We start from the raw sequence: 21,742 nt of genomic DNA, 5'->3' as shown, positions 1-21,742 counted from the left end.
GCCATTACCTCCTACCCTTTTTTGGGCAAAATGGATATCTTGTAAGCGGGAACATCCAAAACCTTTTGCACGGCCTCGGTGATCCACGCTTTAACCTGGATGTTGTCGGCCCCTTTGGCCACCACCAGCACCCCCCGGACGCGCGGCTTCAGCGTCTTGACGATGACGGGCTGGTCCTGCTTCCCGCCCTGGACAATGACGACCTGTGAATCGCGCGATTGGTCACTTTGATTCCGGGTTGCCTTTTCCTTGTCCGTCTCCTGGTTGACCGAGGAGCGGACATTCGTGTTTTTTTCGACGACCAGCTCTGGTGTCGATTCCAGATTGACCATGACTTCGACCTCGCCCACGCCGACTACAGTCGCGAGTATATCTTTCAGCTGGGACTCGTAGATGTTTTCGTACTCCGCGATAATGTCCGGCGCGGGAGACCCGCCGAACACCGGAGTCGTCGCATCGCCGGAAGGTTGCGACGATGTCTCCGCGGTGTTGATCGCGAATCCGAGCGGCTGATCTTTTTCAACGTGCAGAAAATCGGTCAGGATCATGACAGCGATCCCGATGCCAAGTACGACGATCAAGTAGTGCAGCGGCTTGAGCTTTTTGCTGCTGTCGTTTCCTTCCCACAGTTTTTTCAGCTTTTCCAGCATTTTTCTCACCTCGCTTGTGTCGCCAGCGCCATTACTGTCTTTCGCTTTCCCTCGACTCGTCTTTGATGATGACCTGCTCTTTGGAAAGTCCCCATTGCTCGGCCAGATCGCTTGCCATCCGGCTCATCAGCGCATTTTCCTCGCGGGCCGTAACGGCGATTTCCTGTTGTTGCTTTTGCCCTTCGCCAATCGTGATCTCTACCGGAGCGACGGGCTTGATGGGCGTAATCGGCTTGACCTGCTGCGATCCGCTCTCGTCTGGACTTTCGTCCGCTTCGCGAATCACCAGCTCCATGCGGGACAAGGTCGGCTCCCCCCGCTTCTGATCGACGACAACTGTCACGTCCGCCACCTCCATGCCGTAGTCTGCCTTGATTCTCGCCTTGACAGCCGATGCTACCTGCGCCTGCACATAGGCGGTTATTTGCTCGTTTTGCTGTCCCATCAGCTTGTCAGTCATTTTTTTCCATTCAACGGACGCTGGCTTGTTCAGCTCCTGCTGGTAGCGATCCAGCCGGAGGGCGAGGTCATCCTGCGACAGACTGAACAGGGCAAACACCGGGGAGATGATCGTCAGAAGCAGGATCAGCCCCATCACCATTTTCACGTAGCGCTGCAAGGTCGTATTGGGCAGGATCAGATCGAGAAAGGCTGCCAGGAGGACGAGCAGGATGATTTTTTTCAGCCAAAGCGTTAACCATGCCATGTCATCACCTACCGAACCATCATGGAGATGTTGCCTGCCGCAATGATGATGGTAATTGCCAGAAAGAACATCAATCCCACCGTCGCCAGTGCGGCGAAGACGAACAGGAGACTTTTGCCAATCGTGCCGAGCGCACTGATGATCGGGCTATTGCCGAGCGGCTGCAGCACGGCGGATGACAGGTTGTAGATCAGAGCGAGAACCAGTATCTTGAGAGCCGGGAAAGCGCACAGGATGATGAGGATGACCACTCCCGCCAGGCCTACTGCGTTTTTGACCAGAAGCGATGCGTTCAAGACCGTATCGGCTGCATCGGAGAACATGCGTCCGACAATCGGGATGAAGTTGCCGGTAATGTATTTGGCAGTCCGCAGGGTGACGCCGTCTGTGACAGCAGAGGTGGCGCCCTGAATCGAGATGACTGCGAGAAAAATGGTCAGGAAGGAACCGAGCACGCCCATCGCGATATTGCGGAGCAGGGTCGCAAGCTGAGTGACCTTGTAGCGTTCCGAAAACAGGCTGACAATCGACAGCATCGCCGAGAGAAACAGGAGCGGGAACACGACGTACGTAATCATCATGCCGCTGATGTTAATCATGAAAATAATCAGCGGGTGAAACATGGTCGCTGTCGCGAGGTTCCCCACCGAAGCCAGGAGGGCGATGACGAGCGGAATCATGGCGAGCATGAAATCCGTCATGCTGTTGATCGCGTCCTTGGCATAGGTGATGGCGACGTGAAAGCTGTTGATGGCCAGAACCATCAGGACGAGATAGGCAATTGAATAGGCGACGGTGGAAACGGCGTTACGCTCGAACGCGTTTTGCATCGTCTCCAGGATCATCGCAAAAACCGTGATGATGATGATCGAACTGAGCAGCTTACCGTTTATCAAGATTTCGTGGAAGATGAATTTGCCCATCCCTTGCAGGAAGCTTGCGATCGACAGTTCCTCCTGCTGCAGCAAAATCTGGATGAAGCCCTGGGATTTCAAGTCTGGCAGGTAGCCTTGGTACTCCCGCTGAAGCTTGTGCCAATACTTCTCGACGCGGTCCAGCTGCAGGTGATCGACTTGCTCCTCGACAATCTGGTTGATCGGGCTGGCTGCGGATGCCCCGGCTGCGTAGACCATACAAGGCGACAGACAGAATAAGAGTGCGAACCATATCAGGATCAGTTTGCCAGTGTGCACCACAGACATCCCACCTCCCTTATGCCGGCAGCAAGTCGATCACGGTTTCGATGATGATTTGGATAATCGGCACGGCCATGACCAGGATCAGCACTTTTCCTGCCAGCTCAATTTTGGAGGCAATCGCCCCTTGTCCAGCATCGCGGGTCATTTGCGCCCCAAATTCTGCGATGTAGGCAATTCCGATAATTTTTAAAATCGTTTCCAGAAACACGAGATTCAAATCTGCCTGGACCGCCAGCCTTTCCAGGATGCGAATGACTTCGGCGATTTTTCCTACCAAAAAGTAGAAAATGATGACGCCGCTTGCAATCGCCAAAAGAAAAGCGAACATCGGCTTTTGTTCCTTAATCACCAGGGCAAGTATGGTCGCGACCAGTCCAAGTCCAACGATTTGTACGATTTCCATCGAGAGCCCCTCCTCAGTTGAACAGGAAGACGCGTTTCACCTCAGAAAACAGGTCGCCAAGGTAGTGGGACACCATGTACAGGACGATGATGAATCCGACCAGAGTCGCCCAGTGCGCAATATCTTCCTTTCCCGCCTGTTTGAGTACCGTGTGCAAGATCGCTGTAATGAATCCTACCGCTCCGATCTGGAAAACAGGTGTCAAATCAAAATCCACTGTGAACACCTCGCCTTTAGAACATCAGGATGACGACCAAGAGCCCGCCAAGGAAGCCCAGACTTTTGTACATGCGTTCGTACTTGGCCTGCTCGGCCCGCGCTTCTTCCTCAAGCCCCCGCAGGTGGGTAACCGCAAGACGCAGATGCTTTTGCTGGTCTTCCCTGTCGGATGAACCGAGAACCTGTCCGAGACTCGCAAGCACTTCCCGCTCTTGCCTGCGCAGGGCTGTTTGCGGCCAATGCTTGCCCATCGCCTGCTGCAAGGAATCTTCCGCCGAATGCGCCTTTTCGCTGACCAGAAGCTCTGCGGCGTGCAGAAACAGATTGCCCACTTCCTTGGAGACACGGTGGCCTACTTTGACAAAAGCGCGGTGCAGCGGTGTCATGCCGTAGACGATTTCCGTCTCCAGCATTTGCAAGGCAACCAGCAGCGCTCGTAGCTGAACCGGGCGATAGGCGTAGTACTTGCTGATCTGCCAGCCGACCATGGAAGCGGAAAACAGGATGAGCAGCGCACCAATCAGCTTGACCATGCGATCTTCTCCTTTTCCAGCGGCTTCATTCTCTGGTCGTAGATCGCCTGGATCGTGCCCACGCCTTTCGCCCGGCTAAGCACGATATAGCGGGCAAACACGCCATGCCGCACCAGGTTGCCAAGCATCGGACGCCGGGCCACCTCCTCGATGTCGGCACCATGCGCGGAGCAGATCACCGCAACTCCGGCATGAATCGCTTCCCAGACAGCATCCCCGTCCTCTGCCCGCCCCACCTCGTCCACAATCAGCACATCAGGCGACATGGAGCGAATCAGCATCATCATCCCTGCGGCTTTCGGGCAAGCGTCCAGCACATCTGTCCTTGGTCCGACGTCTCGTTGCGGGACGCCTTGCAGGCACCCTGCCAGCTCGGAACGCTCGTCCACAATCCCGACCTTGCGACTGGACGCCCATTCGCTCCCGTAGCTTAAGGAGCGGGCCATATCGCGCAAAAGCGTCGTCTTCCCGCATTGCGGCGGAGAGATCACCAGCGTACTCAGCACTTTGCCGCCTTCAAACAAATAGGGCATTACTTTTTGCGCAGCCCCTTTTTTCTCCCGGGCGATCCGGATATTGAAGCTGGTGATGTCCCTGATGCCTTTGACATCCCCTTTGTCCAGCACCACTCTGCCTGCGATGCCGATGCGATGGCCGCCTACGACTGTAATGTAGCCCCGCTTCAACTCTTCCTCCAGCGCGTACAAAGAATGCTGGCTGACCTGATTCAACAGCTTGACTGCCTGCTCTGCGGAAAACATCCATCCTTTGCTCGCGGTGGAGGTAAGCTGGCCTGTCGGCGTCACGTAGCTGGATTGCTGGCCAAAGCGCACTTCCAACGGCTGATTTTGCCGAAGTCGTATCTCTTCCAAATGCTCTTTGACCGTGGAGGGAAGAGCAGTCAAAATCGAGCGTATGGCTTCCGGCAAAATCGCCATGATCTCTCTCACATCCGGTACCCTCCTTTTTGTGGCTGACTCTCGTTTGTCCACATTGACTTACCTCCATCCTATGCGGGAATGGACGAGATTTATGCTAAGACTCTTTTGGCAAAATGCGAAAAAGCAGCCGGGCCAATTCGCTCGCCGCTGCAAACAAAAAAGCTTGCCCCGGCACTTTTTTCACGCGCCGGGACAAGCTTTTTTTACGTAGGATTGATCGGCTGGCATTCGCGCTCGTCAGTTGACCGTTCGATGAGGTAGTGCGAGTAGCCTTCCTCATCGCGGCCCTCTCGCAAGCGAATCTCTTTCTGGCAATGAGGGCAGGAAAATTCGTAACCGCCCTCCAGATGCGCATCGCCATTTGCTTCGTACAGGTAAGCGTCTTCGTCATCGTCGAGATCGTAGCAGGTAGCGTACTCTATGTCCTCGTCGTCTTCGATCGTTTCGTACAAATCGTCGTCCTCTCCAAAAAGATAGAGCTCCACGTCTTCGAGGTCCTCGTCCAGCGCCTCGATATAATCTTCCGCTTCTTCCACGCGGGTGTGCAGTTCGCGGAACTGGGCGCACACCTCGTCCATAATCTCGATCATCTCCGCCACGATTTTGCCTTCCGCATTTTTTTCGCTTACATCCAGACCGTCAACCAGTCCGCGCAAATAGGCGATTCGATTCGCCATTGCTTCGATCATTCCATTCCCTCCCGTTGGCCATTTGAGACTAGCATTCCCGAGTATGGCGTCTTTTACAAGTAGAAGGAACTGGATGACTACTTGCGAACCCCGATCAGGATACATGAGATGCCGAGCAAAATCCAGGCGATCTTGGCAAAGCTCACCCGATCCGACATGCCGACAAGACCAATCGCGGTCGTCACAATCAAAATGACAGGCCCGACAATCGCCAGCCCGGAATTGATGAGCAGCGCCTTTTCCACCTGATTGACCTTCAAAATGAGCAAGGCAGCCAAAATCTCGATACTGCCTGACAAAACCCGCAGTGCGGCCATGCCTATAATCGCTTTTTCCCACATACCGTCTCGTCCTCCCCTCCGTTCACTCTATGCCTGTACTCCTTCATTTCAGCACTGGAGATGGGTGATCGCCTACCGCCTTTCCCCTTCACTCCTCCTGTTGAGTGGGCATACACTGAACCATACGCCTAGAAGAAATGAGGAAAATGCGATGGTAGATTATGAACATCCGTTTTTGCCCGCCAACTGGGCGAACCCGTCCGGGCGCATGCGCGAAAAGCCTCGCCAAAAAGGGCTGACCATGGTCATTGACAAAGGCCTGGGACTTACAGCTTACTTCGATTTGCTGGATCTGGCTTCTCCCTATATCGATATATACAAACTCGGCTTTGGCACGACTGCCCTCTATCCGCCAAAAGTGCTCCGGCAAAAGCTCGAAGCCGCGAAGGCGCACGGGCTGCACATCATGCCTGGCGGTACGTTATTCGAGATTGCCATCCGGTACAGTACGATCAAGGAGTACATGCAGCAAATCCGCTCGCTCGGATTTTCCGCTGTGGAAATTTCCGACGGCACTTTTCCCCTTTCGTTTGAAAAGCGCAAGGAAGCAATTGTGCTGGGGGTGGAATCCGGGCTTGTCGTCTATACAGAGGTAGGCAAAAAGGCTGCCGGCTACCGCGCACAGCGCCAGGAGCTGCTGGAAACACTGGACTTTGACCTGCAAGCCGGGGCCAGCCACGTCATTGTTGAAGCGAGGGAAAGCGGAACGGTCGGCGTCTTCGATGGAAACGGCAAGGTCGATCACGACTTTGTGCAGGACATTGTCTGTCTTGCCCAAGAAAATGCGGAGCGGCTGATTTGGGAAGCCCCGCAAAAAGACCAGCAGGTAGGCTTGATCCATGCGCTTGGCAGCGAGGTCAATCTGGGCAATATCGCGTACACGGATGTCTTGTCCGTAGAGACGCTGCGTCGGGGCCTGCGCGGGGATACGGCCGTGATGATGGAAGAGGGGAGGCCTGCCCCGTGCGAATAGAAGTCGTGCCGACGGTCGAGGAAATTCGCTTTGACCAGATCAGCAACCATGTCGTCATCGTCATCGACGTCCTGCGCGCTTCCAGCACGATTGTCACGGCATTGGGAAACGGTTTTGACTGTGTCATTCCGGTTGAGACGATCGGGCAGGCCAACTCGCTGCGCGCTGCTGACTGCCTGTTGGCCGGCGAGCGGCACTGCCGCAAAATTCCTGATTTTGACTGCAACAACTCGCCAACGGAAATCTCTGCGACCCAAACGTCCGGCAAGCGCAAGCGACTCGTGCTGACGACGACGAACGGAACGCGCGCGATCCAAAAGGCGGAGCGAGCCTCTGCCCTGCTGATCGGCTGCTTTTTAAACGCGACAGCCTGCATCAGACACGCGCTCAGCTATCATCTGGATATTACCCTGTACTGTGCGGGCACGCGCTCCGAATTCGCGCTGGAGGATGGGCTTGCCGCCGGGCTGATGATCGTGCAGGCGCAAAAAGCGTTGGCCAACATCCAGACGTGCGATCTGGGCGAAGCTTTGAAAGGAAGCTACCTGTATTACGCCGACAAATTGAGCGAGCAATTGCTAAAGACCACGACAGGCAAGCGGCTCGTCTCCCACCAATTTGCCGACGATCTCCGCTTCTGCTCCCAGGTCGACCAGTTCCAGCTCGTCCCCTACGTCAAGGACAAACGCATACTCCCCCACCTCGTCTCATAGAGTGAAAGGAGAATAGGGACAGGGGTTTTGATGCCAATGATGATGTCTGGAGAAGTCATGCTTGTCATCCTGATCGTCATAGGATTAATTGGCCGTTCACCGATTATCGCGACGGCGGCGAGCATCCTGTTGGTGCTCAAGCTGACGGCCCTGGAACGCTTTTTCCCCTCAGTCGAGCGCCGCGGACTGGAGCTTGGTTTGCTTTTTTTGACGATTTCCGTGCTGGTCCCGTTTGCCAGTGAAAAAATATCGTGGAAAGATGTCACGCCCCTGTTTACAACGGTCGTCGGCTTCACAGCACTCGCAGGAGGCGCACTTGCCACGTGGATGAACGGCAAGGGGCTCGACCTCTTGCGCACCGAGCCGCACATGATTATCGGTCTTGTCATCGGGTCGATCATCGGCATTGTGTTTTTTCGCGGCATTCCAGTCGGTCCCCTGATGGCGGCAGGGATTACTGCATTCGTGCTGAAGCTGTGGGAATGGTTCGGCGGGCGCTGGCCTCAATAAAACGGCTCCCCCTCTTTTCATCCGGGAAGAGGGGATTTTTATCCGGTACAAAGAAAAAAAGCCGCACCCGATTGGGCACAGCTTTTTGCATACATACTGCTGCGGGTTCCGACTTACGCGCGAGAAACGTATGCTTCTGTACGCGTATCGATAATCAGACGGTCGCCTTCTTCTACGAAGAGCGGAACGTTGACGACGAAGCCGGTTTCCAATGTTGCTTTTTTCGTTACGTTGGAAGCAGTATCGCCTTTTACGCCTGGCTCGCATTCGGTAACAACCAGCTCAACGGTGTTTGGCAGCTGGATACCGATTGTTTCGCCGTTGTACTGCACGATTTGCACGTTCATGTTTTCCTTGAGGAAACGCAGTTCGCGCTCGATTTGGCTGCGCGAGAAGGTCAGTTGCTCATACGTTTCGGTGTTCATGAACGTGTACTCGTCACCGCTCGCATACAGATACTGCATGGTGCTGGTTTCGATGCGGGCAGGGTTTACTTTTTCACCGCCGCGGAAAGTCATTTCTGTGGTGTTGCCGTTGCGCAGGTTGCGCAGTTTGGAGCGTACAAACGCCGCGCCTTTACCTGGTTTTACATGTTGGAATTCCAACACGGTGTAGATGTTGCCATCCACTTCGATCGTCAAACCGGTCCGAAAATCGTTTACAGAGATCATCGTTGTCCTCCCAAATCAATCAATAACGTAGAATAGTATAAATTACACGGGCAAAATGAGCAACTCTTTCGTAGATTTGTTGAGGTTCTCATGCCCGTCTGCCGTAATCAGCACGTCGTCCTCGATGCGCACTCCGCCCACTCCGGTGATGTAAATGCCCGGTTCCATCGTCACGAGCATGCCTGGCTCCAGTACGTACGTGCTTACTGTCGAAAGACCAGGGAGTTCATGCACTTCGATTCCGAGACCGTGACCCGCACTGTGTCCGTACGCTTCACCGTAGCCTGCCGCCGCGATGACATCTCGCGTTGCGGCGTCCGCTGCTTTTGCCGTGACACCTGGCTTCAAAGCTTCCAGGCCAGCCAGCTGCGCACGCAGCACGATGTCGTAAATCTCTTTCATTTTCGCGCTCGGCTCCCCGACGGCGACTGTACGGGTAATGTCGGAGTTGTAGCCTTTGTAGGCGGCTCCGAAATCGAGCGTGACCATTTCACCCGCCTGGATCACTTTCTCGCTGGCTCGTCCGTGCGGCAGGGCACCGCGCACACCGGACGCCACGATAATGTCAAAGCCTGAACCGGTCGCGCCCTGCTTGCGCATGAAATACTCCAGTTCCAGCGCGACATCCACCTCGCGCACGCCTGGACGGATGTATCCTTGAATATGCGCAAACGCCGCCTCGGCAATTCCTACCGCCTCGCGGATGATAACCATTTCCGACTCGTCCTTGAACATGCGGATTTTTTCCAGCACACCGCTGGTTGGAACAAGCTCTACGCCGTCGAACGCTTTGCTCCACTCCTGATACGTGCCGAAGGAAATGCTGCTTTCAAAAGCCAGCCGCTTGATGCCTTTTTCCTGCAGCAGTCTGGCGATCGCTTCGACTGCTTTGCGCTCGTTGTTGACGACCGTAAAATCTGGCGCCTGCTCTTGCGCCTGCTCCACATAGCGGAAATCTGTAACGAGGAAGGCTTCTTTTTCCGTGACAATGACCCAGCCGGTGGAGCCGGTAAAGCCACTCAGATAGAAGCGATTTTCTTGCTTTTCCGTAATGAACGCATTCGCTCCAACCTGTGTCAGCGCTTCACGCAATTTGTTCAGACGTTGTTTCATGGCGACCCGTTTCCCCTTTCATCCTGACGAAGCTGTTATTTTTTCTCGATTTTGCGGACGAGCGCCCGCAGCGCCCATTCATAGCCGTCCATGCCCAAGCCGACAACCTGACCAATCGTGACAGGGGCAATGACCGAGCGGTGGCGGAATTCCTCGCGCGCGTGAATATTGGAAATATGTATTTCAATTGTCGGGAGCGCCACACCAGCGAGTGCATCGCGGATGGCATAGCTGTAATGTGTAAATGCGCCAGGGTTAATCAAAATGCCGTCGTGAACACCTCTGGCCTGGTGAATCGCATCAATCAGGACTCCCTCGTGATTGGACTGGCAATGCGCAAGTTTACCGCCCAGCTCGTCCATGACGGAAGACAGCTTTGCCACCAGATCCTCCAGTGTCTCTCTTCCATATACTTCCGGCTCCCGCGTCCCCAGCAAATTGAGATTGGGACCGTTCAACAGCAGAACGGAAGTCATTGTCATCCCTCCCCATATGATTTTCGGAAAAAGTTTTTTTACTAATGAAACATTTTACCACAAGCCATTCCCGATTTCACAGTCGAATGCAAAAATCAGCCAACATTGCGAATTTTCCCAATCAGCAAAGAGAGGGGATGAGCCGATCCCCTATTGCTTTTCGCCGTTCCACTGCTCCTCGTGCGAGTGCTCCAGCACAATTGTCATGCCGATAAATAACCCGAAAGACAAGTACCAGGCGCCCTCCGTGCTCAAGGTACCTATTTCCCAATTCCCGATGCGGAAGAAGAATCCTGCAATCGCAAGCAAGACGGCGCCGTACAGAAGCCCGGTCCACCATGCGCGCATATTCCCGAACAAGAAGGAAAACAGGAAGCTTGCCAGCACAGTCTCCACAAACAGCACGATCGCCCCCAGCGAAATACCTGTCAGGCTGTCCTCTTCGTACCCGGTGAGCAGCGGTCTGGCAAAAGCCCCCAACCCGTACGGCGTCAGATTCAGGAAGTGCGCAAGCAACCGGACGATCCCCCAGATGATCGTTCCCCAAAACGCAAGCTCCACAATTTTGGCGGCAGATACCCGTTTATTCCCCGCTTTGCCGCGCTCCTTTGGCTTGCCCCACAGCTCCTTTTGTCTTCGTGCAGCTCTGCCTGCTACCATATCCTATCACCTCACACGTAGTATGTGCTGTTTCCATGTTTTTCACTAATTGTTTACATTTCTTGGCGATGCTTGAACTCCCTGTAGCTTCAAGCCCCGCTTTCCGTTAAAATGGAAGGTAAGGAAGGTGATTGTGTTGGCTCAGCAAAAAGTACCCAGCTACGGCGGTCAGGCCGTCATCGAAGGTGTGATGTTCGGTGGCAAGACGATGACTGTCACAGCTGTTCGCAAAAAAAATCATGAAATTGAGTATTTCGAGGCCCCGCGCACGGAATATAAATGGATTACCCCCCTGAAAAAAATTCCGTTTATTCGCGGTCTGGTCGGACTGATCGAAGCCAGCGCCAACGGGGCCAAGCATCTGAACTTCGCCTCTGAACGCTACAGCATGGAGTCTGGCGAAGAAGTGAGCGCAGGCCCTTCGAAACTGACGATGATTCTGGGGGTTGCACTTGTCGGTGTACTCTCCTTTTTGTTCGGTAAATTCGTCTTTACCCTCGTTCCCGTTTTCCTCGCTGATTTTCTGTTGGGAAAATGGGTGCCGGATGGGGTTCCCCAAACACTGGCAGAAGGCGGCTTCAAAATCCTGCTGCTGCTTGGCTACATCACCGCCATCGCGCAAGCCCCGCTTATCAAACGACTTTTTCAATATCACGGGGCGGAGCATAAAGTGATTAACGCCTTTGAAGCCGGGGTAGAATTAACAGTAGAGAACGTACAAAAATTTTCCACCCTACATTACCGTTGCGGCAGCAGTTTTCTTATTTTCAGCGTGTTCGTCGGAGTCGTAATCTACTCGCTGTTCAGCTACGACTCCCTGACAGAGCGGGTCGTGCAGCGAATCGTGCTCTTGCCGCTCGTCATCGGAGTCTCCTACGAGGTGTTACAGTGGACAAACAAGCTCCGTGACACGCCTGTTTTGCGCTACCTTGGCTATCCGGGTCTCTGGCTGCAAAAAATCACGACACGTGAGCCCGATGACAGTCAGGTCGAAGTAGCCATCGCCTCTTTCCAGAAGATGCGGGAACTGGACCTTCAGCACGTCCAGGAAAAAATGGCTACGACCGGATAACGTGAGGCATTTTATTCCGATTGAGGTGAGCCTATGTTACGTCGCATTCCACCCCTGATTTTGGTTATTGTGCTGCTCGCCATTTACGGATTTTTGTTGACCTTCATCAGTGATCCCATCAATACGCTGATTATCCTTGGTTTGTCAGTGGCCCTGTTTTTGCTCGTACGCAACTATTTGCGAACAGGCTCTTTTTTCCCGAAAAGTGCAGGATCTGGCACTCCGAAACAACAAAAGGCAAAGCCGAAGCCTCCCGTGATGCGACAAGCACACAAAAAGCAGTCGACGGGCTCCAGGAAAGAGTATCCGTTTCGTGTGATCGACGGCAACAAAGGAAAATCAAAAGAAAAACAGGGCGAGAAATCGCAAAACAACATCTCTCACTGAAAGCAAAAACAGGTTGCCAAAAGCGGCGACCTGTTTTTTTGTACATGTTGGCTAGACCAAATATTTCGGCGACGATTGACGAAACACTTTTACGTATTCGTCGAAATCCCAGCGTTGTAAAAACTGCCTGGCAGCTGCTTCTCCAGACGCATACAGGCGATTCCGCATTTCTTTGGACAGTTGGAATTGCGTGGTTCTCACGCCGAGTGTATGAATGAACACCGTCCGGACCGCCTGCGCCTTGTCAACGTACAGCCTGTCGTGGGCGTCGAGCATCGTAGCCAGCAAGCTGCGGGAGAAAGAAAACAGGCCTGCGATCTTGTTTTGCTCCCGTTTGTCCGGGTCGTCCGAGAGCCGAAATCCGATCGTCGGCCAGTTGGGTATTCCCGGCACATCGAACAGCCAGACCGGATAATTGCTCAAGAGCGCTCCATCGACGATATAATGCGTGACGTTGCCGCTTTTTAGCTGGGCCGGCTGAAAGAAAAACGGAATCGAGGATGACATCCGGACGGCTTTCGCTACGGAAAAGCTGTCCGGGTCAATGCCGTAGCGCGGAAGATCGTCAGGCAGCACCGCCATTTTTCCTGCCGTCACATCGGAAGCGACGATTTTCAGCTTTCCGGGCGGCAAGTCGCCAAAGGTGCGCACCCCTTTTCGCCGCAGCAGCTCTTCGATGAACAGCTCGATGCGGTCGGCGCGAAACACGCCTTCCCGCACCATCAGCTCGTAGATCGGCCCGATGAACGGAAGTCTGCCAATCCCCGACCGCTGCAAAAAGTGCAAATAATCCAGTTCGTCAAAAATCGGCTTGAGCTCCTGGCTGTTGTATCCCGCACTGAGCAAGGCGGCTACAATCGAGCCTGCTGACGTTCCAGCCAGCTTTTCCCACGTATACCCGTTTTCCTCCATAACGCGCAAGGCGCCGAGAAAAGCGATTCCTTTTACCCCTCCGCCTTCAAACACTGCGTCCGCTTTCACCCTGCCGCCTCCTTCCGCAAAACGCTCTACTACCAATATAAGGCGACAGCTTATTCGTTAGGATTGAAAAACGGGGTTTCGCCGCGCTTTTTTCAGCGAAGTCTTTCCGTCGCATTCGGTTATTTGGGCAAAAAAAAAAAAAAGCGCAAGCCAGTCAGCTTGCGCAGCGTAGATGCCTATTCTTCTTTTTGCTCATCTTCCAGTCGAATTCGCCGGAGCTCTTCCATCCGGCTCGGGTCTTGCTGGAAGTATTGCACGAGATATTCCAGGCATGTAATCGACTCCCAGCTCAAGTGGTGTTCGATTCCTTCGACATCCTGGTAAATATGTTCTTCGTCAACGCCGATGACGCGCATGAACTCTTCGAGCAGGCTGTGACGATCCACCAAACGTTTGCCAATCTTTTTCCCTTTCGGCGTCAAGACCAGGCCACGGTATTTTTCATACACGAGATATTTGTCTTTATCCAGCTTTTGAACCATTTTCGTGACCGATGAGGGATGTACTTCCAACGCTTCAGCAATATCGGAGACACGAGCATAGCCCTTTTCTTCAATTAAGCTGTAAATTCGTTCCAAATAGTCTTCCATACTCGGCGTCGGCATGTGAACCCCTCATTTCAACCCATATTTCTTCCGTCCAAAAAAGGCACGTAGAAATATAATACCGTTAAATGAGAACGATTAGCAAGAGAAACCTGCCTATTGCAGCTGTTTTTCTGGTTTCGGGTTCATTAATTTGACAAATTCAACCAATTGTTGGCCAAGCGTCTCCATCCGTGCCTGCAAGCGCTCATCTTTCAGCTTGCCTTCCGGCGTAAAGGCGTTGTATGCGCTCGGAACACTTGGACTGGCTGGCAGCGGCCATGCGTGCAGATTGCGCATAATCAGCTGCAGCGTGTTGACTGTATTTGTCGCGCCCATGCTTCCTCCGGCGACACCGACCAGCGCTACCTGCTTGTCGCGCAGATGGCGGGCCTCCAAAAAGTCGAGCGCATTTTTCAATGCCCCCGTCATGGTCCCGTGATATTCAGGCGAACCGATCACAATCCCATCCGCTTCGGTAATTTTTTGCACGAAGCGGTGGACCACTTCCGGATAAGTCGACGCGTCTTCCCGCGCATCGTAAATCGGCAGCTTCCACTCTGCCAAATGAATCATTTCAATATCAGCGCCGGCAGCCTTCGCTGCGTCGAGTACAATCGCAACCGCTTGCTTTGTCGTGGAGTTCGTGTTCATGCTTCCTGCAATTCCTACAATTTTCATCCTGTATTCACCTCATTAGGATTAGCTTGACTGGTATGTATTTCATTATAATCCATTCACTATACATTGTAAACAAAAAAGTATGTTTAATATTCTCAGTTCTGAACAAGCCTTGCCTGGACATACACATGTAGCAAGTTGGGAATAAGGATGATGCCTATGGACAAAGTCGCTTGGCAAATCGCCATTCTTTTTGCGGGAGCCGCACTTGGAGGGCCCTATCTGGGCGGTTATGAGTGGCTCCGTTTCTTTACCTATTTCGGCTCCTGGGGCACAATCGGCATCGTACTCGTCAGTCTTGGGATCGCGTGGCTAAGCTTTCAGCTGCTCGGTTTTTGCCACCGCCAGCAAATCAGCTCGCTCTATGAGCTTTACCTGCACCTGTTCGGCGAAGCGTTTGCTTCCAGCCTGTCGGTCATCACCCATCTGTTTTTGCTTGCGTATGTGGGCGTCATGCTCGGTCAGCAGTCCGCTCATCTGATCGCAGGACTGTCGCCGATCTGGGTCCTGTTATTGTCCCTCATCGTCACGACCAGTTTTCTGTACAAACGCTGGAATTGGATCGCTGCAGGCACAGGTTTTTGCCTGGTGACAGGGTTGTTGTTTTTCGGCTTGCTGTTTTTGCTCCAACCGCATGTCCCCATTCCCGATCTCGGCTATCAAATGAATGGCAACTGGCTCATTCACGCTGTCTCGTTCCTTGCTCTGCACTTTTTGCTCATACTCGCTGTGCTGCTGCCTGTTTCCGGACGCGCAAGCAAGGCTCATTCGCTACGATTGGGGCTTGGCGTCGGTACGGCTCTCGTCTTGTTCTTTTTGCTGCTCGGTCAAGCTGTTCTGCTCTCCCACTGGCATGATATTCACGCCTCGCCCTTGCCGATGAGACTGATTTCCGTGCAGCTGCTGCCAACGGGCGGAGCCGTCTTCGCGCTGCTCGCTCTGATCCAGGGAGGGGTGCTGTCGGCCTTGCTCCTCTATTCACTTGCTCACCCTGTCACAGAGCGCCACCAGTTGCAATGGACACCGCTGCTGCTGGTCATGCTGCTCGCAGTCAGCCTGTTTGCCTTCCTGGCGATATGGCTCCCGTGGAGCGTCTCTGTCGTGGCGAGCGGGGCTACCTACTGCGGTTTGGTTCTGATCGGCTGGTTTGTCTGGAGGCGCCAGACATGACGTGTCCTTTGCACGCAAAAAGGCTGCAAAACGATGGTGCATCCTGTGCACTACCGCAGATCAAGCGTGTAAAGGTTGGATGCATTGCAGATTTTTCGATTCTTGCTTACGTCAAAGCGCATTTCTTTACGTAGCAAACCCTTCTCTACAAGTCTCTGTACCGCGTCGATGGCTTTTCGACAACTCATGCGTCCCAGTTTGGCGATCATCGCATAGGAAGGGAACGCAGTGGCTTCCCGTGCGCTTGCGAACGAACGGAGCACGATGTCGACCATCTGTTCGTACATATCCAGATCGGGGACGGTCCATAATGTCTACGGGAACCACAAATACTCACAAATCGTCTTTGAGAAATTCTTTTGCCATGTTTGTCCTCTCCCTTTCTCTTGCAGAAAAGCAGGAGATCGCGGAGCTGCGGAAACGTATTTCGGACATGGAAAACGAACAGGCCCGCCAACTGGCGCGAAGCAAAAGACTGGATGAAGCGATGACAGCCATTCTGGAAGTGCGGAAGGAGATCGCGACGATCCGGGAGAAAGAGAACAGGCCCTGGTGGAAAAGATTCCTGGGTAACTAGTAGTAAACATTTTGCAAACAATTACTGGCCAAAATGAAAAAACCGACATGGTGCTGCCAACACAATGTTGGTAAGTACTATAGACGTTCCCTGCAAGGGGATCGGCTCAGCTTAATTGCAAACGGACAAAACGACCGCCTGGCTCGCCAAGCTCAAGGGCGGTCTTTTCCTTTTGTCAGAACACCAACGATGCTTCCCCCTTTTTCTTCGGTACGACGTGGTTTCAAAGACCATAGCTGTCGATCGACGCACTTCCTCCGTGGCCATCGGCCCGTATCTGGCTGCTGACCTTTATAAACATAACACTGCCAACAATCACGACCATTCCGTGAGCAAGAAACCTTCCCTTGTCAGTGTGAACATTTTTCTAAATTTAACCCTTTTTTGAAAAAATATATTAATTTGAGAAACCTTTACGAAAGTTTGTCGTCTTAATAAGTAAAGAAAAGTGAAAGGAAAAAGGAGAGAAGTTTGAATGATGCGTAGAAATGCACTGGCTACCGCAGTAATGCTTTTAGGGGTACTAACTTTTACAACACCAGGCCATGCAACTGTTGCTAATTATGACGATACTGACTTGTTGAATGCATGGAGAGTTAGTAACAATGGATATATTTATACACCTATCGCTTTAACCACTAAAGTTGTCTCAGACTTTTCGCTTGATTACACATCTAAGACAAAAACAGCGAAAAGATGGGATCTGAGTGCAAGCATAAGCTCGGGAATCGCGGGTATCTTCGAAGGAAGTTTGAGTGTAGGCACCTTAAATATTAGAGGTTCCTCTGTCTCCTTGCCGAACATTAGCTCCTACGTTACTGATCCTAATACGGTTATAAGAGGGCGAAATTGGACAGGTTCAAAAGGATATACTGGATCTGAAGGTGATTGTTACGGTACAAGTTCGTATATTGTATCTGGAAGCAAAGGTTATCAAACAAATAGCACTGGCGAAGTAAACTTCCGCTGGTAATGGATGAGGGAGGTAAAATCCGGTATGAAAAAACTAGCCATTTCCCTTTCTGTAGCGGTTTTGGTGGGTACAGCATTAGCATTTTCTTCTTTCGCAACAGATGAGCAGACCGACATATTTCGTTCACTTAAAGCTGAACTCGCGGATATAAACTCCACCAAAGAAATTAGCTTTGCACAAGTTGAAAATGAAGATATCACGAATAAAGAATTTCAGATCTACAAAGCGTACATGAATGCTAATCAAAAACTCAATAACATTCAAATGAATTTGTCAGATAATGAGTTGTTGAAGGATTTAGTAATAGATAAGCTGCTTGTGCAAGAGGCCGAAAAACAAGGTGTAGCTGTTAGTTTAAAAGAGGCAGAGGTACATTCCCAAGAGATGCGAAAAATATTGGAGAGTACAACCGACGAAAAAGCCAAAGACTTCCAGAAGAACGTCATCGAAGTCACTGGTTTAAGTGAAGAGGAGTATTGGGAGAAACATGCTCCAAGCGCTTACAGAAACCAGCTCAGCGTCCAAAACTTGATTGAAAAACTTGTCCAAGACGGAATACTTCCGAATGCCGCTGAAGATCCCGATTCCTTTGACAAGGCATATCAAAATTACAAAGAAGATCTGTACGCAAGCCACTCTAAAAAAGTGAAGATTTTTACCAATGAAATCCAATTAAAAGACTAAATTTAAATAGTCCCGTGACCGCTCTCGAGCTTTGGAAAGCTGAGGCGGTCATTTCTTTTATCTGGGTCCCGATAATAAGCATTATGTAAACAAACGCCCGAAAGTTTAGATTCGGGCGTTTTTCGCCGTTTTCGGAGATTAGCTACTTTTGCCCAAGTACAAAATGTCCATCTGCCACAGACAAAAAACATGAAAACACCTGGAAAGCCGATCTCCGCCTTGCTCTCGATTGCTCCGTTTTTCGTAGTACGAAAAATCCTTACTGTAAATCCTCTTCTGGCTCATGTTGTCCGTTCGTCTTCACTGCCGGGGTCGGATAGGCGGAGGTTGACCCGTCTGTAATTTTTCCGATCGCTAAAAAAATCATTTGCGCCGTTTGCGCGAGTTGCTCTTTTTCAATAGTGGCGAGTGCATCCTCTGCTTTATCTGTCCCATCCGTCGCTGATTGGCTTGTGACGAGCACGGCGTCAATGCCTGCCTCCGCCAATGACTCCAAGACCCTCCGCGGCTCTGTGCGCGCGTTTTCCCACGCGGATAGCTTCGCTCCCGCTTCAACCAGCAAACCTGCGGCCAAAGTGGTTTCTCCGCGTTCGGTGATGGCTTTTACTTTGCCCGTCCGTCCCACCGCATCGAGGTAGTAGGTAGCGACGATTTTTTGCCTGTCTTTTTCTGTCAACGATTCACTGAACACCCGTTGCCCCCGCTGGTCGGCTGTCACGGCGCCAAGGCTGACCAGCTGCACCTCAGTATCCAGTCTGCTTTCTGCCAGTTGGCGGGCAACCTCCAGTAGGACGGCAACGCCGGAAGCGTTGTCATTGGCCCCTGGCGACGAAGCGGCTGAGTCGTGGTGCGCGAGAAGGAGCACGCGCTTGTTTGCTCCCGCCCCTGACGGTCTTTTCGTGGCAATCAGGTTGTAGGATGTATGTCGGCTGGTAACGGCACCCGCTACCTTCACTGTCGCTTTCAGCGGCTGTTTCAGCAACCGCTGCCGGATAAGCTGTCCTTCCTCCCGCAACAGGCTGATGACCGGAACCGACATGTCGAGCGGCTCGCCCAACGACGGCCGCCATTCACCGTCGCGGTCGTTCCAGACGATGACGGCAACGGCTCCGGCGGCTGCGGCCTGTCTGACCTTTTCGCCAAGCGGAATTTCCCCTCGCTTGACCAGCGCAATTTTCCCCCTGGCCTCGCCGCTGGCAAAATCAACGGCCCGGCCATAGCCGGCATCGACAATCTCTGCTGTCTGCACTCCATTTTGTCCAAACGTCAATGAATGGACAGCCCAGCTCCGCTCCCAGCCTTCGATGGCAAGAGACACGCTCGCAGGCTTTTTGTACGTATCGTAATAAAAGGGCTGCAAGGCCGTCTCATAGCCGTATGAACGCAAAGCATTCTCCACATATACCGCTGCTGCAAATTCCGTCTCGGTCGCCGCTGGCCGCGCTGATTGCGCCAAATGCTCCACATGGCTGTACAGCAGCTCGGCATCCATCCCTGCGTGAGTCTGATTCGCATAAGCCTGCGGCAGCGCGAGAGGCAGCGGCAGCAAGCTTCCCCAAACAAGCAAAGCTCCCAATGCGTAATGACCGACGGATCGCATGGCTTTTCTCCCTTCTTCCTGTGCAGTTTGCCTTTATTATGGTCCGCTCTGCCAAGCAGCGTCTAGTCAGAATAGTTAGTCAAATACCAGCACGCCCCGTCAGCGGCGGACAGCTTTCGTTTTCCTTCTGCCCAAATCTGCCCGCCCCACAGACTGCCTGGACGGAAGACGTCGATTTGTCGAGATGCCTGCACCTCTATGAAAAGGTAATGGGAGAGCGCTTGTTTGCGCCAAATACCCATCATTGTTCGTGGATTTTCCGATTTCAAATTGACCCTGCGCGCTGTGATTTGCTAATGTTGAATCAAGCCACAAATCGTTGGAAAAAAGCGGCTGGAATCACTGGAGGAGGACGTACCATGCTATATGTGGATGGCAACTGGGTGGAAGAGGGGCAAGCGGCAGTTCATCCGGAAGACCGCGGTTACAACTTTGGCGACGGTATTTACGAAGTCGTACGAATCTACAGAGGGCGCCTGTATCAATGGGACGCTCACCTGACGCGACTGTTCCGCAGTGCCCGCGAGATCAAGCTTGCGTTGCCATGGAGCGCCGAAGAGCTGACCCATTTGGCCAAAGAACTGCTGGCGAAAAACAATATTACCGCGCAAGACGATGCAACCCTTTATTTGCAAATCTCTCGCGGCACAGCTCCGCGTGTTCACGATATTCCTGGCGGCATCAAGCCTGTCATCATGGCGTTTGTCCGCCCCAAGGCCCGGCCAGTGGAGGATATGAAAAAAGGCTGGACAGCCCAGCTCGTAGAAGACATTCGCTGGTTGCGCTGTGACATCAAGACGTTGAACCTGCTTGGAGCCGTCCTGGTCAAGCAGTACGCCAAGGACGCGGGGGCGCAAGATTCGATTTTGCACCGCAACGGCATCATTACGGAGTGCAGTTCTTCCAATCTGTTTGCGGTGAAAAACGGCGAACTGTACACGCATCCGGCAGACAACCTGATCCTGCACGGCATTACCCGTCAGGTCGTGATTGATCTGGCGAAGGCAAACGGCATCGGCGTTCACGAGGAAGCTTTTGACATTGCCTTCCTGAAGCAAGCCGACGAGCTGTTCCTCACCAGCACGACAGCAGAAGTCATGCCGCTCGTTTCCGTGGATGGCGAAGCTGTCGGCAATGGACAGCCCGGACCTGTCACCGTCAGGCTGCAAGCATTGTTTGAGCAGCACATTCACGACAGTGTACTCGTTTAAAGCGATTCTTGCAAAATGGAAAGCTCTCCTGGCCAGTGCAAACGGTGTCCCAGGAGAGCTTTTTTCAGTAAATGATTCTGTTTTAAAACGATAACGGCCTAGCGGCGCAAATTCCACTCGTCCGTCCCATATCGCGTTTTGGCCAGTTCCTCCGCCAACGCCATTTCTTCGTCTGTGAGCGTGGACGGCACCAGCTCCACTTCCAGCCCGGTAGCGAAGCCTTTGGAAAACGCCTCGATCGCTTCCTGCAAACTCACAGGCCGCGGGCTTACTTCGTTGACCGTCACCGCTTTTTGGCGGAAGCTGTCCATCATCCGCTGCTTGACACGATCAGACGGGAAGTGCAGCAGCGAGAACAAAAGTTCGACGTCCATGTCGAGCAAAATGGAGCCGTGCTGGAGAATCACGCCCTTTTGCCGCGTCTGTGCGCTGCCTGCGACCTTTTTCCCTTCCACGACCAGCTCATACCACGATGGCGAATCGAAGCAAGCGGATGACCCGGGAGAGGAATACTTCTCTTTTTCCTCCTCGCTCGCAAGCGACACCATCTCTGCTTCCAGGCCAAGGTTTTGAAAGCCGTGCAAAAGGCCGAGACTGATGATTTTGTACGCTTCCGTCACACCGGACGGCATCCGCGGATGCTCCTCCGAAACGATCACGCTGTACGTCAACTCCTGATCGTGCAGAACGGCACGTCCTCCTGTCGCACGGCGGACAAAGCCCAGCCCTTGCCTTTTCACTTCTTCCAGATTGATTTCTTTCATCGCCTTTTGAAAATAGCCAATCGACAACGTAGCCGGGTCCCACGTGTAAAAACGAACGGTCGGGGGCACCTTGCCCTCGCTGTGCATCTGCAAAATCGCTTCGTCCACAGCCATGTTCATCGCCGGAGACATCGCATCCGTCACAATATAGCGCCACTGTTCCATCGTATGTACCTCCCTGATTCACAACACATTCATTGTACGCTTCTCCCCAAATAGGGGCAAGGCTTGGATCGGCTGCCTCAATCGGTAAAGAAAAGC

General features: G+C 52.8%; 29 protein-coding genes. 10 read left to right on the top strand and 19 right to left on the bottom strand.

Features of this window, described 5'->3' with window-relative positions; genetic code table 11:
• Positions 1 to 11 precede the first annotated feature (11 nt).
• The 9 genes from spoIIIAG to EDM57_RS07280 form a co-directional block, all read right to left on the bottom strand.
• Entirely contained in the window at positions 12 to 650 is a 639-nt protein-coding gene (gene spoIIIAG, locus EDM57_RS07320) for a stage III sporulation protein AG (RefSeq protein WP_122904102.1), read from the bottom strand.
• 31 nt (positions 651 to 681) lie between these two features.
• Positions 682 to 1,356, bottom strand: coding sequence for a stage III sporulation protein AF (gene spoIIIAF / locus EDM57_RS07315; protein ID WP_122904101.1), 675 nt, complete (start codon positions 1,354 to 1,356; stop codon positions 682 to 684).
• Between the two features lie 8 nt (positions 1,357 to 1,364).
• Positions 1,365 to 2,552: a stage III sporulation protein AE gene (gene spoIIIAE / locus EDM57_RS07310; RefSeq protein WP_122904333.1), complete on the bottom strand. Its 1,188-nt coding sequence runs from the start codon at positions 2,550 to 2,552 to the stop codon at positions 1,365 to 1,367.
• Between the two features lie 16 nt (positions 2,553 to 2,568).
• Positions 2,569 to 2,958 carry a stage III sporulation protein AD gene (spoIIIAD, locus tag EDM57_RS07305; RefSeq protein WP_005827266.1) on the bottom strand — a complete coding sequence of 130 codons (390 nt, stop codon included), beginning with the start codon at positions 2,956 to 2,958 and terminating at the stop codon, positions 2,569 to 2,571.
• 13 nt (positions 2,959 to 2,971) lie between these two features.
• The gene (gene spoIIIAC / locus EDM57_RS07300; RefSeq protein ID WP_005827263.1) at positions 2,972 to 3,175 is read right to left on the bottom strand and encodes a stage III sporulation protein AC; all 204 of its coding nucleotides are present in this window, start codon (positions 3,173 to 3,175) and stop codon (positions 2,972 to 2,974) included.
• Positions 3,176 to 3,191: 16 nt separating this feature from the next.
• On the bottom strand, positions 3,192 to 3,710 hold the full coding sequence (gene spoIIIAB, locus EDM57_RS07295; RefSeq protein ID WP_122904100.1) for a stage III sporulation protein SpoIIIAB: 519 nt from the start codon (positions 3,708 to 3,710) through the stop codon (positions 3,192 to 3,194).
• Positions 3,698 to 4,660, bottom strand: coding sequence for a stage III sporulation protein AA (spoIIIAA, locus tag EDM57_RS07290; RefSeq protein ID WP_122904099.1), 963 nt, complete (start codon positions 4,658 to 4,660; stop codon positions 3,698 to 3,700). The genes spoIIIAB and spoIIIAA overlap by 13 nt, the downstream gene beginning before the upstream one ends.
• 194 nt (positions 4,661 to 4,854) lie before the next feature.
• Positions 4,855 to 5,340, bottom strand: coding sequence for a CD1247 N-terminal domain-containing protein (locus EDM57_RS07285; protein WP_122904098.1), 486 nt, complete (start codon positions 5,338 to 5,340; stop codon positions 4,855 to 4,857).
• Between the two features lie 77 nt (positions 5,341 to 5,417).
• Positions 5,418 to 5,681 (bottom strand): YqhV family protein, encoded by a 264-nt coding sequence (locus EDM57_RS07280; protein ID WP_122904097.1) that lies wholly within the window; start codon positions 5,679 to 5,681, stop codon positions 5,418 to 5,420.
• Positions 5,682 to 5,832: 151 nt separating this feature from the next.
• On the opposite strand from EDM57_RS07280, the gene comA reads away from it, so the two are divergent.
• From comA to EDM57_RS07265, 3 genes are read left to right on the top strand one after another with little or no spacing between them, the layout of a single operon-like run.
• Positions 5,833 to 6,654: a phosphosulfolactate synthase gene (gene comA / locus EDM57_RS07275; RefSeq protein WP_122904096.1), complete on the top strand. Its 822-nt coding sequence runs from the start codon at positions 5,833 to 5,835 to the stop codon at positions 6,652 to 6,654.
• A complete protein-coding gene (locus EDM57_RS07270; RefSeq protein WP_122904095.1) occupies positions 6,645 to 7,367 on the top strand; it encodes a 2-phosphosulfolactate phosphatase in 723 nt (240 codons plus the stop codon). The genes comA and EDM57_RS07270 overlap by 10 nt, the downstream gene beginning before the upstream one ends.
• A 39-nt stretch (positions 7,368 to 7,406) precedes the next feature.
• Positions 7,407 to 7,877, top strand: coding sequence for a DUF441 domain-containing protein (locus EDM57_RS07265; RefSeq protein ID WP_122904332.1), 471 nt, complete (start codon positions 7,407 to 7,409; stop codon positions 7,875 to 7,877).
• Between the two features lie 113 nt (positions 7,878 to 7,990).
• On the opposite strand, the gene efp is transcribed toward EDM57_RS07265, so the two are convergent.
• The 4 genes from efp to EDM57_RS07245 all read right to left on the bottom strand — a co-directional run bounded on the left by efp (position 7,991) and on the right by EDM57_RS07245 (position 10,797).
• On the bottom strand, positions 7,991 to 8,548 hold the full coding sequence (gene efp, locus EDM57_RS07260) for an elongation factor P (RefSeq protein WP_122904094.1): 558 nt from the start codon (positions 8,546 to 8,548) through the stop codon (positions 7,991 to 7,993).
• 42 nt (positions 8,549 to 8,590) lie between these two features.
• Positions 8,591 to 9,661, bottom strand: a complete 1,071-nt coding sequence (locus tag EDM57_RS07255; protein WP_122904093.1) for a M24 family metallopeptidase — start codon at positions 9,659 to 9,661, stop codon at positions 8,591 to 8,593.
• Positions 9,662 to 9,696: 35 nt separating this feature from the next.
• A complete protein-coding gene (aroQ, locus tag EDM57_RS07250) occupies positions 9,697 to 10,137 on the bottom strand; it encodes a type II 3-dehydroquinate dehydratase (RefSeq protein ID WP_122904092.1) in 441 nt (146 codons plus the stop codon).
• Positions 10,138 to 10,287: 150 nt separating this feature from the next.
• Positions 10,288 to 10,797, bottom strand: a complete 510-nt coding sequence (locus tag EDM57_RS07245) for a YqhR family membrane protein (protein WP_122904091.1) — start codon at positions 10,795 to 10,797, stop codon at positions 10,288 to 10,290.
• A gap of 136 nt (positions 10,798 to 10,933) precedes the next feature.
• Here EDM57_RS07245 and EDM57_RS07240 point away from each other — a divergent pair, with 136 nt between their 5' ends.
• Both EDM57_RS07240 and EDM57_RS07235 read left to right on the top strand, forming a co-directional pair.
• Complete coding sequence (locus EDM57_RS07240; protein ID WP_122904331.1) at positions 10,934 to 11,869, top strand: DUF1385 domain-containing protein; 936 nt, start codon at positions 10,934 to 10,936, stop codon at positions 11,867 to 11,869.
• A gap of 33 nt (positions 11,870 to 11,902) precedes the next feature.
• Complete coding sequence (locus EDM57_RS07235; RefSeq protein WP_122904090.1) at positions 11,903 to 12,256, top strand: hypothetical protein; 354 nt, start codon at positions 11,903 to 11,905, stop codon at positions 12,254 to 12,256.
• A gap of 51 nt (positions 12,257 to 12,307) precedes the next feature.
• Here EDM57_RS07235 and EDM57_RS07230 read toward each other — a convergent pair whose 3' ends face one another.
• The 3 genes from EDM57_RS07230 to EDM57_RS07220 all read right to left on the bottom strand — a co-directional run bounded on the left by EDM57_RS07230 (position 12,308) and on the right by EDM57_RS07220 (position 14,502).
• Entirely contained in the window at positions 12,308 to 13,237 is a 930-nt protein-coding gene (locus EDM57_RS07230; RefSeq protein ID WP_122904089.1) for a patatin-like phospholipase family protein, read from the bottom strand.
• Positions 13,238 to 13,413: 176 nt separating this feature from the next.
• The gene (gene mntR, locus EDM57_RS07225) at positions 13,414 to 13,842 is read right to left on the bottom strand and encodes a transcriptional regulator MntR (RefSeq protein ID WP_122904088.1); all 429 of its coding nucleotides are present in this window, start codon (positions 13,840 to 13,842) and stop codon (positions 13,414 to 13,416) included.
• A gap of 96 nt (positions 13,843 to 13,938) precedes the next feature.
• Positions 13,939 to 14,502, bottom strand: a complete 564-nt coding sequence (locus EDM57_RS07220; RefSeq protein ID WP_122904087.1) for an NADPH-dependent FMN reductase — start codon at positions 14,500 to 14,502, stop codon at positions 13,939 to 13,941.
• 159 nt (positions 14,503 to 14,661) lie between these two features.
• On the opposite strand from EDM57_RS07220, the gene EDM57_RS07215 reads away from it, so the two are divergent.
• Positions 14,662 to 15,672 carry a hypothetical protein gene (locus tag EDM57_RS07215; RefSeq protein ID WP_122904086.1) on the top strand — a complete coding sequence of 337 codons (1,011 nt, stop codon included), beginning with the start codon at positions 14,662 to 14,664 and terminating at the stop codon, positions 15,670 to 15,672.
• 50 nt (positions 15,673 to 15,722) lie between these two features.
• Here EDM57_RS07215 and EDM57_RS24150 read toward each other — a convergent pair whose 3' ends face one another.
• Positions 15,723 to 15,947: a hypothetical protein gene (locus tag EDM57_RS24150; RefSeq protein ID WP_483995143.1), complete on the bottom strand. Its 225-nt coding sequence runs from the start codon at positions 15,945 to 15,947 to the stop codon at positions 15,723 to 15,725.
• A 35-nt stretch (positions 15,948 to 15,982) separates the two neighbouring features.
• On the opposite strand from EDM57_RS24150, the gene EDM57_RS07210 reads away from it, so the two are divergent.
• From EDM57_RS07210 to EDM57_RS07200, 3 genes are all read left to right on the top strand, one after another.
• Complete coding sequence (locus tag EDM57_RS07210; protein WP_148039099.1) at positions 15,983 to 16,249, top strand: hypothetical protein; 267 nt, start codon at positions 15,983 to 15,985, stop codon at positions 16,247 to 16,249.
• Between the two features lie 475 nt (positions 16,250 to 16,724).
• On the top strand, positions 16,725 to 17,222 hold the full coding sequence (locus EDM57_RS22970) for a hypothetical protein (protein WP_148039098.1): 498 nt from the start codon (positions 16,725 to 16,727) through the stop codon (positions 17,220 to 17,222).
• 24 nt (positions 17,223 to 17,246) lie between these two features.
• Positions 17,247 to 17,906 (top strand): SurA N-terminal domain-containing protein, encoded by a 660-nt coding sequence (locus EDM57_RS07200; protein ID WP_122904083.1) that lies wholly within the window; start codon positions 17,247 to 17,249, stop codon positions 17,904 to 17,906.
• 259 nt (positions 17,907 to 18,165) lie between these two features.
• On the opposite strand, the gene EDM57_RS07195 is transcribed toward EDM57_RS07200, so the two are convergent.
• Complete coding sequence (locus tag EDM57_RS07195; protein WP_122904082.1) at positions 18,166 to 19,506, bottom strand: M28 family peptidase; 1,341 nt, start codon at positions 19,504 to 19,506, stop codon at positions 18,166 to 18,168.
• 359 nt (positions 19,507 to 19,865) lie between these two features.
• Between EDM57_RS07195 and dat the strand changes: the two genes are divergently transcribed.
• Complete coding sequence (gene dat, locus EDM57_RS07190) at positions 19,866 to 20,717, top strand: D-amino-acid transaminase (RefSeq protein WP_122904081.1); 852 nt, start codon at positions 19,866 to 19,868, stop codon at positions 20,715 to 20,717.
• 98 nt (positions 20,718 to 20,815) lie between these two features.
• Here dat and EDM57_RS07185 read toward each other — a convergent pair whose 3' ends face one another.
• Positions 20,816 to 21,646: a lipoate--protein ligase family protein gene (locus EDM57_RS07185; RefSeq protein WP_122904080.1), complete on the bottom strand. Its 831-nt coding sequence runs from the start codon at positions 21,644 to 21,646 to the stop codon at positions 20,816 to 20,818.
• Between the last annotated feature and the right edge of the window lie 96 nt (positions 21,647 to 21,742).

The sequence above is a fragment of the Brevibacillus gelatini genome (assembly GCF_003710935.1).
Lineage (GTDB): Bacteria > Bacillota > Bacilli > Brevibacillales > Brevibacillaceae > Brevibacillus > Brevibacillus gelatini.
The sequence above is the reverse complement of the archived record's forward strand: the minus strand, read 5'-3'. Positions and strand labels throughout refer to the sequence as shown.